Origin of the sequence: Rhizobium sp. BT04 (genome assembly GCF_030053135.1) — a bacterium.
Taxonomy (GTDB): Bacteria; Pseudomonadota; Alphaproteobacteria; order Rhizobiales; family Rhizobiaceae; genus Rhizobium; species Rhizobium binxianense.
In genome coordinates this window covers 25807-38695 of record NZ_CP125651.1, presented here as the reverse complement: position 1 = coordinate 38695, position 12889 = coordinate 25807, and the positions used below count along the sequence as shown (strand labels likewise).

At 61.4% G+C, this 12889-nt stretch carries 12 protein-coding genes; 6 read left to right on the top strand and 6 right to left on the bottom strand.

Going from position 1 to position 12889, the window contains the following annotated elements; translation table 11 throughout:
• Positions 1-9: 9 nt before the first annotated feature.
• Genes QMO82_RS05500 through QMO82_RS05490 form a run of 3 tightly spaced genes read right to left on the bottom strand, consistent with a single transcriptional unit; the run spans position 10 to position 2445 of the window.
• Positions 10-885 carry an SMP-30/gluconolactonase/LRE family protein gene (locus QMO82_RS05500; RefSeq protein WP_183609160.1) on the bottom strand — a complete coding sequence of 292 codons (876 nt, stop codon included), beginning with the start codon at positions 883-885 and terminating at the stop codon, positions 10-12.
• Complete coding sequence (locus QMO82_RS05495; protein ID WP_183609159.1) at positions 882-1712, bottom strand: NAD(P)-dependent oxidoreductase; 831 nt, start codon at positions 1710-1712, stop codon at positions 882-884. Before QMO82_RS05495 ends, QMO82_RS05500 begins: the two co-directional genes overlap by 4 nt.
• 19 nt (positions 1713-1731) lie before the next feature.
• A complete protein-coding gene (locus QMO82_RS05490) occupies positions 1732-2445 on the bottom strand; it encodes a FadR/GntR family transcriptional regulator (protein ID WP_183609158.1) in 714 nt (237 codons plus the stop codon).
• 305 nt (positions 2446-2750) lie between these two features.
• Between QMO82_RS05490 and QMO82_RS05485 the strand changes: the two genes are divergently transcribed.
• From QMO82_RS05485 to QMO82_RS05460, 6 genes are all read left to right on the top strand, one after another.
• Positions 2751-4691: an ABC transporter substrate-binding protein gene (locus QMO82_RS05485; RefSeq protein ID WP_183609157.1), complete on the top strand. Its 1941-nt coding sequence runs from the start codon at positions 2751-2753 to the stop codon at positions 4689-4691.
• A 123-nt stretch (positions 4692-4814) separates the two neighbouring features.
• Positions 4815-5801, top strand: coding sequence for an ABC transporter permease (locus QMO82_RS05480; RefSeq protein ID WP_183609156.1), 987 nt, complete (start codon positions 4815-4817; stop codon positions 5799-5801).
• A gap of 9 nt (positions 5802-5810) precedes the next feature.
• On the top strand, positions 5811-6932 hold the full coding sequence (locus QMO82_RS05475) for an ABC transporter permease (protein ID WP_183609155.1): 1122 nt from the start codon (positions 5811-5813) through the stop codon (positions 6930-6932).
• Positions 6933-6940: 8 nt separating this feature from the next.
• Positions 6941-8662, top strand: coding sequence for an ABC transporter ATP-binding protein (locus QMO82_RS05470; RefSeq protein ID WP_183609154.1), 1722 nt, complete (start codon positions 6941-6943; stop codon positions 8660-8662).
• Positions 8659-9870: a mandelate racemase/muconate lactonizing enzyme family protein gene (locus tag QMO82_RS05465; RefSeq protein WP_183609153.1), complete on the top strand. Its 1212-nt coding sequence runs from the start codon at positions 8659-8661 to the stop codon at positions 9868-9870. The genes QMO82_RS05470 and QMO82_RS05465 overlap by 4 nt, the downstream gene beginning before the upstream one ends.
• A gap of 12 nt (positions 9871-9882) precedes the next feature.
• Positions 9883-11070: a galactarate dehydratase gene (locus tag QMO82_RS05460; RefSeq protein ID WP_183609152.1), complete on the top strand. Its 1188-nt coding sequence runs from the start codon at positions 9883-9885 to the stop codon at positions 11068-11070.
• Positions 11071-11272: 202 nt separating this feature from the next.
• On the opposite strand, the gene QMO82_RS05455 is transcribed toward QMO82_RS05460, so the two are convergent.
• From QMO82_RS05455 to QMO82_RS05445, 3 genes are all read right to left on the bottom strand, one after another.
• Positions 11273-11626, bottom strand: coding sequence for a helix-turn-helix transcriptional regulator (locus tag QMO82_RS05455; protein ID WP_183609151.1), 354 nt, complete (start codon positions 11624-11626; stop codon positions 11273-11275).
• A 191-nt stretch (positions 11627-11817) separates the two neighbouring features.
• A complete protein-coding gene (locus tag QMO82_RS05450; RefSeq protein ID WP_183609150.1) occupies positions 11818-12510 on the bottom strand; it encodes a response regulator transcription factor in 693 nt (230 codons plus the stop codon).
• A gap of 1 nt (position 12511) precedes the next feature.
• Positions 12512-12889, bottom strand: a complete 378-nt coding sequence (locus QMO82_RS05445; RefSeq protein ID WP_183609149.1) for a response regulator — start codon at positions 12887-12889, stop codon at positions 12512-12514.

The window sequence follows — 12889 nt, the reverse complement described above, 5'->3', positions numbered from 1 at the left end:
AAATGATCGTCATCCGAAGCGGAAGGGTGGCAGGCCCCCCGCATCCACATCGAAAGCGATGACCGTGCCTGCTTCGAAACGTCCGGTGCGGTCCGTCGACAGGCTGGTGACGAAGAGGGTCCTGAGATCCGGCCCTCCGAAACACGGCATCGTCGGTGCTGCGACCGGCAGAATGTAGATCTCGACGATTTCCCCCTCACGCGATATGCGGTTGAGGCGACCGGCGGAAACGCCGGCGCTCCAGTAAAAGCCGTCACGATCGATGGCCGCGCCGTCCGGCCGCCCGTCGTCTTCGGTGAAGCTGCGAAGCCGGCGTCCGTCGCCTAAGTCGCCCGTATCGGGATCAAAGTCGAATGCCTGCAGGAAACATTGCCGGCTGTCGGAGTGATACATCCGCCGGCCGTCCGGCGACCAGGCAAGGCCGTTGGAGCTCGTCAGTCCTGTTGCAACGATCCGCGTGCTGCCATCGGCCCCCACGCGGTAAAGTGCGGCCTCATCGATCTGCGGCTTGGCTTCGCTGATCGAGCCGATCCAGAAGTGTCCGTCGGGGCCGACCTTTCCGTCGTTGAGGCGGCCGTTGAAATCGCGCCCGACCGGATCGCACAAAAATTCGATATCGCCGGAGACGGGATGGAAGAGATGGACGCCTGTCTGGAGGCCCACGACGATCCTGCGATCGCGGCAAAGCCCGAGACTGCCGATTGCGGCCGGCATGTCGAAACGATCGATCTGTCCTGAGGCCGAAAGCCGCACGAGCGCCGGCGCCAGAATATCGACCAGCCACAGGGTGCCGGTCTCATCGTCCCATACCGGCGATTCACCGACCGTCAGCGGTTGCTGGATCACGGAACGGATTTCCGGGCGGATGATCCGGGGCGCCGTCATTCGGCCGCCTCCCGGCTCTGGGCCAAACCTTCGGCGTTACGCATACGGATCTTGCCGTCATGATTGATCTCGCAGAATCCGCCACCCTGGAACGCCAGCGCAACCGGTCCTTCGGATCCCTGTTCGATCCGGGCGTGGTCGCGCGGCCGGTCCTGCGGCCGGTAGCCGAGCCTTGTCGCCAGATCGTTGTCCCACCATTTCTCGTCGGTATCGGAAACGCCATAGACGACCGTCGCGGCAATCAACGGGTGGGTCAGCCCGATCCGCACCAATTGCGCCAGATCGCGGGCGCTGATCCAGATCGCGATCGATCGCTCGCTGTTGGGATAGGTGCCGGCATTGCCGATGCGGATGGAAAGGGAGCGAATGCCCGCCGTGTCGTAGTAAAGCCCCGCCACCAGTTCTCCCCAGCATTTGGAAAGTCCATACGGGCTATCAGGGCGCATGGGATCGAGCGGCGATATGATTTCGCCACGCGGATAAAAGCCGGTCGCATGGTTGCTCGATGCATAGACGACTCGCTGGACCCTGTTGGTCCGTGCGGCTTCGTAGAGATTGTAGGTTCCAAGCACATTTGCGTGCAGAATGGCGTTCATGTCGATGCCGCTTGCGATACCAGCGAGATGAACGACGCCGTCGATATCCTTCAGCGCAACCGTTGCTTCGTCGAGTTTTGTAAGGTCGGCCCTTGCGAACGTCTCGTTTTCGCTAAGCCCGGCAGGCTCCTGCAGATCGATCAGCCTGATGTGCTCGCCATGCGCGCGAAGGAGGGGTCGCAGCAGCGTTCCCACACGTCCGGCAGCACCCGTCACAGCGATCCGTTTCATCGTTATTCCTCCCACCCGCTCAAACGCCCTGGAACATGCGGGCGCGAGCATTCAGTATGTGTTTCTTCATCGCATCATGAGCTTCGGTTTCCCGCCGTGCGAAGATCGCCTCCACGATCACCGCGTGTTCATCCTGGACGCTGCGGATCTGCTCCAGCGTCCGTTTCAGGCTCAAGCTTCGTGTTACGGAATGCCCGATGGCGAAATGCGGCCTGAACCATTCGCGCACCGTGATGTGAAACTGATTGCCGGTCGCCATGGCGATTGCATCGTGCAGAGCCTGGTCCTCCTCGGCGCCGAGCTCTCCGTTGCGCAGACATTGCTCGAGCGAAAGAAGCGCTGCCGTTATTCGCTCCCGGTCGTCCGGCTGCCAGTTTCGTGCGGCAAGCTCCGCAGCCTCCGCTTCGAGGCCGGCCCGGAATTCGAAAAACCGCTGGACATCGGCGAGCGAGCCGACCGGCACCATTTTCAGCATCGACGAATCCGGCCTTTGCCGGACATAGGAGCCGGAGCCCTTGCGCGAGACGACCAGGCCATCGGCCCTCAGCCGTTCGAGCGCTTCGCGCACGACCGGTCTCGAGGCGCCGAACTCAGCGGCGAGCTTCGTCTCCGATGGCAGCCGTTCGTTCACCGGAAAGTTGCCGTCGGCGATCATCCCCACGATCTTCTCGTAGATGATGTCGCTGAAGCGCGTTGCGCCTCTGTTCGAAACGGCGTCGACCGTGAATGTCATTATCGTCCTTTTCTCTGAACGCTACGGGCCCTGGCTGTCGCCAGCCGATGAAGTCTCCATGGCAGAATACAGATTCTGACAGATCGCCGTCTTTTATTTGCTGCAGCCTTGGTTTCAGGGGCAGGAAATCCCGATCCCCGATGATGCATCGCTACGAAATTTGTAATTATCTGTCAACTCTTGTAATCATTTGGGAACGTGTCTATGGTTCGATCGCAGCGCCGAGGAGGGCGCAAGCGGTAGGTCGGGAGCCCGCCGCATCAGCCGGTTCAAAAATTGCGCCGGCGTAGAAAGGGAGGAACTCGATGCCTAATGAAATACTGTCGCGTGGCGTTACCCGCCGTACTGTGCTTGGTGGCATGGCCGGCGTCGCAGCCTTGTCCATCGCTGGTCGCGTCTCCGCCGCCGCAGGTGGTGAAGCGCCGGCACTTGCGCAGCTTGTGAAGGACGGAAAACTGCCGCCGCTCGCCGAGCGCCTGCCGAAGAAGCCGATGGTCGTCACGCCGTTCGAAAAAGTCGGCACCTATGGCGGCTCGCTGCGCCGAGGCCTTCGCGGTTCATCCGACCATAACGGCATCCTGCGCATGGTCGGCAACCAGAGCCTGGTGCGCTGGAACCTCGATTTTACCGCCGTGCAGCCGAACCTTGCCGAACGCTGGGAAGTCAGCGACGATGCAACGCAATTCACCTTCCATCTGATCGAAGGCGTGCGCTGGTCGGACGGTCATCCCTTTACGGCCGACGACATCGTTTTCGCGATCGAGGATTGCGTCAAGAACACCGAGCTTTACAGCGCGACGCCGGCGCAGCTTGCCGTTGCCGGCAAGCCGGTCACCGTCGAGAAGGTCGACGATTACACGGTGAAGTTCACCTTTGCTGCGGCCAACGCGCTTTATCTGGAAAACCTCGCCACGCCGCTTGGCCAGCATCCGACGCTATTCCCGAAGCATTACTGCAGCCAGTTCCTGCCGAAATATAATCCGAATATCGAAGCCGACGCGAAGAAGGCCGGCGTCACCAGTTGGACGGAGCTCTTCCGCAGCCGCTGCGGCGACATCGAGATCCCGTCGCGATGGGGCAATGTCGACAAGCCGACGCTCGACCCATGGGTGGTCAAGGAGCCCTATGCCGGGGGTGCGACGCGCGTCGTCATGACCCGCAACCCTTATTTCTGGCAGGTCGATACCGAGGGCAATCAGCTTCCCTACATCGATGAAATCAACTTCGGCATCTCGCAGGACGTCGAATCGCTGATGCTCAACGTCATCTCCGGAAAGATCGACATCCAGGAACGCCATATCAGCGTGCTCGCCAACAAGCCGACGCTCTCCAAGAACATGGAGAAAGGCGATTATCGGTTGCTGACGCTCGTGCCTTCAGCCTCGCAACAGTGCCAGATCTACTTCAACATCACCCACAAAGATCCTGCCATGCGCAAGATGTTTGCGGATAAGGCGTTCCGGCAAGCGCTCTCGATCGGCATCAATCGCCCGGAACTCATCGACATCGTCTATTTCGGACAGAGCGAGCCCTACCAGGCCGGGCCACGTCCGACCCATCCGTGGTATCACGAGAAATACGCGCGCCAGTTCACCGAATATGACGCCGACAAGGCCGGCGCGATGCTCGATGAGGCCGGCTACAAGAAAGGCGGCGACGGTTTCCGCCTCCGGCCCGACGGCCAGAAGGTATTCTTCTCGATTGACGTCATTCCGACGCTCTATCCTGACCTCGTCGATGCCCTGGAACTGGTGAAGACGCACTGGGCCCAGATCGGTATCGACATGAAGGTCAACACGATCGAGCGGGCGCTCTATTACACCCGCGGCGATGACAACGCCCATGATGCGGCGGTGTGGCCGGGCCCAGGCGGTCTCGATCCGATGCTCGATCCGCGCGATTTCTTCGCCTTCCATCCGCAGGGCTCGCGTTACGCCATCCCGTGGACGCTGTGGTACACCTCCAACGGAGCACGCGGCGAAGAGCCGCCGGAAAGCCAGAAGAAGCGCATGAAGCTTTTCGACGAAGCGCGCTCGACGGCCGATCTCGACAAGCGCGGCGCGATCATGAAGCAGATCTTCGATATCGCCGCGGAGGAATTCGAGACAGTCGGCCTTTGCCTTGCCGTCGGCGGCTTCGGCATCATTCGCAACAACCTGCGCAATGTTCCGGAGAAGGAGCCGGATAGCTGGTCCTGGCCCAATCCGGGTCCTGCGTTGCCGCAGCAATTCACCTTCACGAGCTGATTTGGATCTTAAGCGCCGTGCCGACGGTACGGCGCTTTCTTTCAGTTCGCTCTCCGAGATGCCTTGCCGGCCCCGGCGGCCGACAAGGCTCGGAGGGCGGCGTTCAATACAAGAGGCGCCATTATGCTGGTCTTTATCGCCAAACGCTTCCTATGGATGATCCCGTCGCTCTTTGCCGTCAGCTTCCTCGCTTTCGTGCTGATCCAGCTGCCGCCGGGCGACTATGTCACGACCTATATCGCGACGCTGGCTGCCTCCAACGAGATCGTCGATCAGAATACGGCGGCGCAATTGCGCGAGCGCTTCGGCCTCGGCGATCCGATGCTCATCCAATATTTCAAATGGATCTGGGGCATCCTATCGCGCGGCGATTTCGGCATTTCCTTCGAATGGCAGCAGCCCGTCTCCGATCTCATCTGGGAGCGCATGGCACTGACGCTTGTTCTGGCCCTGTCGACACTGATCGCGACCTGGGCGATCGCGCTGCCGATCGGCGTCTATTCCGCCGTGCGCAAATATTCGATCGGCGACTATTTCTTCACCGCTTTCACCTTCTTCGGCCTGGCCGTTCCGTCCTTCCTGCTGGCGCTGGTGCTGATGTATATCGCGGCGGTCGAATTCGGCCAGGATGTCGGCGGGCTGTTTTCGCCGGAATATGAGAACGCGTCCTGGAGCTTTGCCAAGATGGGCGACCTCTTTTCGCATCTCTGGCTTCCCGTCATCATCCTTGCCGTCTCCTCGACGGCGAGCCTCATCCGCGTCATGCGCGCGAACATGCTCGATGAGCTGCCGAAGCCCTACGTGACCACGGCACGGGCAAAAGGCCTGTCGGAATTTCGGCTGCTGATGAAATATCCCATGATGATCGCGCTCAATCCGTTCATCTCGACGATTGCCTGGCTGCTGCCCAACCTCATCTCCGGCTCAGTCGTCGTCGCCATCGTCCTCAATCTGCCGACGGCCGCACCCTTGCTGCTGCAGGCGCTGATGGCCCAGGACATGTATCTCGCCGGCGCCTTCGTCCTGCTGATCTGCGCGCTGACGCTGATAGGCTCTTTGATCAGCGACATCCTGCTTGCGCTGGTCGATCCCCGCATCCGGTTGGAATAGGAGCCTTACATGGCCGACATCACCGTTACGAACATTCCGCCGGATCGCGCCGCCGTCGCGTCGCAGTGGCAGCTCATCTGGTGGGCTTTCCGCCGGCATCGCCTGGCCATGGTCGCGCTCGTCGTCACCGTGCTGATGTATATCGTCGCCCTGCTTCCCGGCTTCTTCGCCATCAACGACCCGAACCTGCAAAATGCCCGGGCGACCTTTCACCCGCCGCAGAGATTGCATCTGATCGATACTGCGAACGGGTTCTCCTTCGGCCCGCATTATTATCCGATGAAGCTAACCCGCGATCCGGAAACGCTGGCGGCGATCTTCAAGGAAGACACGACAAAACGTGTTGATATCCAGTTCTTCGGGCGCGGCTACGAATATTCCGTGTTCGGCCTGTTCAGGACCAACATCCATCTGATCGCCTCGCCCGACAAGACGACGCCGCTGCTTCTCTTCGGCGCCGACAGGCTGGGGCGCGATGTCTTCAGCCGAACAGTGCAGGGCTCGCAGATCTCGTTGTCGATCGGCCTCGTCGGCGTCTTCTTCTCGCTCATGCTCGGTATCGTGCTCGGCGGCATCTCGGGATATTACGGCGGCCGCATTGATTTCTTCCTGCAGCGGGTGATCGATTTCGTGCTGTCGCTGCCGACGATCCCGATCTGGCTCGCAATGGCCGCGGCCCTGCCGCAGGACTGGCCTGCGACGCTGCAATATATGATGATCACGATCATCCTGTCGCTGACCGGCTGGGCGCAGCTCGCCCGCGTCGTTCGCGGCCGCTTCCTGTCCTTGCGCACCGAAGAATTCGTCGCCGCCGCCAGGCTCGACGGCGTTCGCGAAAGGCGCATCATCTTTCGCCACATGCTGCCGAGTTTCGCCAGCCATATCATCGCGTCGATCACGCTTGCGGTGCCGGCGATGATCCTTGCCGAAACCTCTCTCTCCTTCCTGGGGCTCGGTCTGCAGCCGCCGACCATCTCCTGGGGCGTGCTGCTGCGCGAGGCCCAGAACATTCGCTCGATCGCCACCGCACCCTGGCTCTTCATGCCGGGCTGCGCCGTCGTGGTTGCCGTGATGGCGCTCAACCTTCTCGGCGACGGCCTGCGTGATGCGGCCGATCCCTACAACAAGTGAGGCCGGCATTGACCGATATCGCTCCCATTGGCGGCAGGCCGCTGCTTCAGGTGAAAAACCTGACCGTCGAGTTCCCTCTGCGCACCGGCGTCTTTCGCGCCGTCAGCGATCTGTCTTTCTCGATCGAGCCGGGAAAGACACTCTGTGTCGTCGGCGAAAGCGGATCCGGCAAGTCGGTGACGGCGCGTTCGATCCTGCAGATTGTCGATGCGCCCGGCCGCATATCCGGCGGATCGATCATATTGAACGATCAGAACGGCGGCTCGATCAATCTGACCAGCCTCAATCCGCGCGGGCGTCAGATCCGAGCGATCCGCGGCCGCGACATCGCCATGATCTTTCAGGAGCCGATGTCGTCGCTGTCGCCGATCCACACGGTCGGCAACCAGATCGTCGAGGCACTTCGCCTTCACACCAGGATGAGCAAGGCAGAGGCGCGCGCTGAAGCCATATCGCTGCTCAAGCAGGTCGAAATTCCCTCGCCCGATAAAGCGCTGGACCGATATGCCTTTCAATATTCCGGCGGCATGCGCCAGCGCGCGATGATTGCTATGGCGCTCGCCTGTAAACCGCAGCTGCTGATCGCCGACGAGCCGACCACGGCCCTCGACGTGACGACCCAGGCCGAAATTCTCGACCTGATTGCCCGGCTGCAGAAGGCCAAGGGCATGGCCGTTCTGTTCATCACCCATGACATGGGCGTCGTAGCGCAGATCGCCGACGATGTGCTCGTCATGCACAACGGCGTCGCCAAGGAATATGCGCCGGTCGAGCAGATCTTTCATGCGCCGCAAGACGATTATACCCGCATGCTGATCGGCTCGGTGCTGAAGCTGGAAGCCAAGGCCGAAATCCGGCTGGCCCGCCCGCCACTCGACACGACGGCGCCGCCGATCCTCGAACTCCGCAATGTCTCGATGGATTTCGGCGAGGTGAAAGCGCTGGACGATGTTTCCATTTCGCTTCTGCCGGGCGAGACGCTCGGCATCGTCGGCGAGAGCGGATCCGGCAAGACGACGATGGGTCGCTCGATCATGCGGCTGATCGATCCGACATCGGGCGAGATCCTCTATCGCCGCGCCGACGGTGATATCATCGATCTGGCAACGGCAAAAGGGCAGACGCTGGCCGCCGCAAGGCGAGAATTGCGGATGGTGTTTCAGGATCCTTTCGGCTCCCTCAACCCACGCATGACCGTCTCCCAGATCATCGGCGAGCCGCTGCTCGTCAACGGCGTCGCCAAGGGGCGGGCCCTGGAGGAGCGCGTCTGCCACCTCATGGAGCAGGTGGGCCTCGATCCGAGGGCACGCGAACGCTACCCGCATGCATTCTCCGGCGGTCAGCGCCAACGCATCGGCATTGCCCGCGCCATCACGCTCAATCCGCGTGTCATCGTTGCCGATGAGGCGACCTCGGCGCTCGACGTCTCGGTGCGCTCGCAGGTGCTCGATCTCTTGATGCGCCTGCAGGACGAGCTCGGCCTCGCCTATATCTTCATCAGCCATGACATCGGCGTCATCCGCTACATGTGCGACCGTGTCGGCGTCATGTACAAGGGCCAGCTCGTCGAAATCGGTGACGCCGAGAAGGTCTGCCGCGCGCCCGAGCACGCCTATACGCAGGCGCTGATATCAGCGATCCCGCGCCCCGATCCGCGCGATCGCGATCATTCCAGGCGTTTCCGCTATGTCGCGCCGGACATTCTGAAGAATGGGAGTTTTCAGCGATGAAAATCACCGGGATCCGCACTTTTCTCATGCATGTCGGTCAGCCCGATCCCGCGAACTGGGCTGCCGACCAACGGTCCGGTGATGGCGTCTCCAAGCAGTTCGGCGGCACCAGAAACTGGCTCTTTCTGAAGATCGATACCGATGAGGGCATCACCGGCATCGGTGAATGCTCGGGCTGGCCGCGTGTCGTCGAGACGGCGATCCATGATCTCGCCCCACTCCTCGTGGGCGAAGATCCGGCCCATATCGAGCGGCTGTGGCAGAAGATGCATATCGCCATGATGGGCCATGGCATGCTCGGAACGGTCGGAGGCGGTGCGATGACCGGCATCGACATGGCGCTTTGGGACATCAAGGGCAAGGCGCTCGGCGTGCCTGTCTGGATGCTGCTCGGCGGCAAGGTGCGCGACCGGATCCCGATCTATTCGCATGCGAATACGCCCGAGCGCGCGCTTGCCATCAAAGCGCGCGGCATAAAGGCGATCAAATGCGGCGGCGTCGCCGATCCGGTCCGCAAGGTCGCCGCGCTCCGTGACGCCGTCGGCGACGACATGGACATCGCCATCGATCTGCATGGGCCGCCGTGGCTGACGCCTGCGGATGCCTGCCGGCTGGTGCGGGCGCTCGAACCCTATGAATTGATGTGGCTGGAAGATCCGATAGCGCCGGAGAATATCGACGGCTACCGGCGCATCCGCGACGCAGCGCATGTGCCGCTTGCCGCCGGCGAGCGCTTTGCGACTATCTTCGGCGAGCGTGAGCTCATCGAGAGGGAGTTGGTGGACGTGATCCAGCCGGATACCGGCCGGGCCGGCGGCATCACCCAGATGAAGAAGATCGCTGCCATGGCCGAAGCCCATCATATTCAGATGGCGCCGCATTCGGGCTCGCTCGGGCCGGTGGCGGAATATGCGGCTTTGCATCTGCTTGCGGCGATCCCGAACGCCCTCATCCTCGAGCGCCTCGACGATGACTGGGACGGTCGCCGCCAGACGATCGTGCCGCACCCGCAGCAGGTCGACGGTTTGATCGCCGTTCCTGATGGCCCGGGACTTGGCTGCGATATCGACGAGGCTTTCGTGGCGCGCTTCCCCAGCAACGGCAATGTCTCGGTGCCGCAAAGTGCCGGTGCCTACAATCCCGGAACCGACAACGAGCATCTCTACGTGCAGACGCGCCAGTCGCGCCGTACCTATTTCAATCGTTAGAAGGACAGAAAGATGAAGATCGACCGCATGCGGGTTTTCATGACCCGCGACAAGGACCGTCCGCGCGTGATCGTCGCGCTCGACACCGATGACGGGCTGACCGGCTGGGGCGAATGCTACAATCACGGCCCCGACAAGGCGCTTCCGCCCCTCCTGGATTATCTCTACGAATTTCTGTCCGGCCAGGATCCGACACGCGTCGACTATCTCGTCAATCTGTTGATCCAGCAAAGCCGGTTCCCGCCGGGCGCGCTCGGCCTTGCCGCGATCTCCGCGCTCGATCACTGCCTGTGGGACCTTGCCGCCAAGGCGGCGAACGTCCCGGTCTACAAGCTGCTGGGCGGCGAGGTGCGCGACCGCATCAAGGTCTATGCCGGGGTCTATACCGCACCGGATGCGCCGGCGGCCCGCGACGAGTTCGATCGTCTGAAGGAGGGGTGGGGTTTCACCGCCTTCAAGCTCAGCCCCTGGCGTATCGACATGCACTCCAATCGCTGGGGCAATGTCGTCAAAGCCTCGGCGGATTATTTCCGCTCGCTGCGCGAAACGGTCAATGACGAATACGAGATCGCCTTCGACGCCCATGCGAAGATTTTCGAGCCGATCGCCGCAAGGCAACTCGGCAATGCCTTGGCACCCTATGACCCTCTGTTTTTCGAGGAGCCGCTGCGGCCCGAGAATATCGAGGCCTGGGGCGACCTGAAACAGGGGCTCAACTGCGTGCTGGCGACCGGCGAGTCGCTCTATAACAGAAACGAGTTCCTGCGCCTGCTGCAGGTCAGGGGCGCCGACCTCATCCAGCCCGACATCTGCGTGGTCGGCGGCATCAGCGAAATGCGCCGCATTGCCACGCTCGCCGAAGCCTTCTTCGTCGGGGTGGCGCCGCACAACCCGATGGGACCGCTTGCGACGGCGGTCAACGTTCATTTTTCGGCGGCGGCGCAGAATTTCCGCATCCTCGAATACCGGCTGCCGAAGGGCCAGGCCTATGTCTATGGCGGTCTCGATATCGAGAAGCGTGAAGGGGAAACCCGCTACGTCGTCGATCCCTATCTGCCGAAGGACGGCTATCTCGAACTCCGCCCCGACCGGCCCGGCTGGGGCGTCGAAATGGACGAGAAGGCGATGGAGGAGGAAGGCTACATCCATTGGCAGCGGCGCGTGCCGAAGCGGCCGGACGGCTCTTACGCCTTCGCCTGACGGCGACATCTATCGAATGACCAGGCTGGCCGCTGCGGAAGGCAAGCGGCCGCTCTTTGTTGCCGATCCTACGCAAGCCGGAGGCGCTTCGATACTTCCTGATGATAGCAAGCAAAATCATGGCTCGCTAAACTGCCCCGGATCGCAGCAGTGCCGGATTGGAAGCGACCATGAGCGGCAAGATCAACATTGCCCATTTGCGTCAGGTGCCCACGGTTCGCACACGTTCTACTGCAGTGCGAGGATGCGATCCGAAGATGTCAGCGAGCGTATCGAGCATCATTCTGGCCGCTCTGGATTGAAGTGAATAGTAGATCGTCTGGGCAGCCCGTCGCGTCTGCACGAGTTCCTGTTCCCGCAGAATTGCCAAATGCTGGGACGTTGAAGATTGGCTCAATCCCACTTCGTCAGCCAGGACGGTCACGGACATTTCTCCTGCGGTCAACAGATGCAGAATGTGAAGCCGTTTGGCATTCCCCATGGCCGACAGGAAATTTGCTTCGTTGCCGAAGGCGTCGGTTTCAGGGGCAGGTGCAGCTGACGATGGATTGTTCAAGACGAGATCTCCTTTGGGGAACCAAAGCCGGGCACCAGGTCATATCCCCGAGCTTTAATTTAGAGATAACGCAAGGGTGCGGCGCCGAAACCCATTGCCGGCACCGCATCGTGTTTTTTGGCGCGAATTGGATACTGCGCACATGAAAATGGACAGGCGACGTCCTTCGCCCTCGAGGCACGCGGCTAAAACTAACGCGACCCGGCCTGACGCATCTGCGCCGGCAATGTCTCCCATGCCCGGATCAGTTCGCCGATCGAGGCCGCCTCCATCTTGTGCATGACATTGCTGCGATGCAGTTTGACCGTCACTTCACTGATGCCGAGATCGAAGGCGATCTGCTTGTTGAGGCGTCCGTGCGCCACCTCGTGCAGAACTTCGCGTTCACGCTGCGTCAGCGTCTCCACGCGTTCAATATTGCGCTTGGCGACTGCGGCTTCCGCCCTTCGTTCGGCATCCATCGCGATGGCCGCAGTGATGGCGTCGAGCAGCGTCTGGTCTCGCACCGGCTTGGTGAGAAAGTCCACAGCGCCCGCCTTCATGGCCTGAACGGTCATCGGGATGTCGCCATGGCCTGTCAGGAAGATGATCGGCTTGGGAATGCCGTTTTCGGCCAGATGACGCTGCAGGTGGAGGCCGCTCGCCCCCGGCATGCGCACGTCGAGGATCAGGCAGCCGGGACTATCCAGGATATCTGCGTCAAGCAGTTCGCGGGTCGAGGCATAACTGACCGATTGGAAACCCGCCGACAGGATCAACTCCGACAGCGCCTCGCGAACCGATACGTCGTCATCGACGATAATGACGAGCGGCTCAACCTCTTCACATCTGTACTGCATTGATAACGGCGCCGATCTCCGCGGCAACGGCTGGTCAACTCTCATGTTACCCTCCATCTGTCGATTTATGCAAAGCGCTGGCGATTGCCGCCAGCAGGGCCTGGGCATCGAAAGGCTTGCGGAAAAATCCGCCCGCGCTTTGAGCGCGACCCTGATCCGCTATCTCGTGGCGCCCGGTGATCAGGAATACCGGCAGCTCCGGGCGTGACTTGCTCACAAGGTCACGCAGTTCGAAGCCGTCGATGCCGGGCATTCCGATATCGGTGATGAGCAGGTCGAGGTCCGACAGCCCGTTGACGAGCAGTGAGCCCGCCGACGAGAAGCTGCGGGCCACATAACCCGCAGATTCCAGAAGGTCGCCCATCGATTCAAGCAACCTTGGATCATCATCGACAATTGCCACGACGTGTGTTGTCTTGTTCAT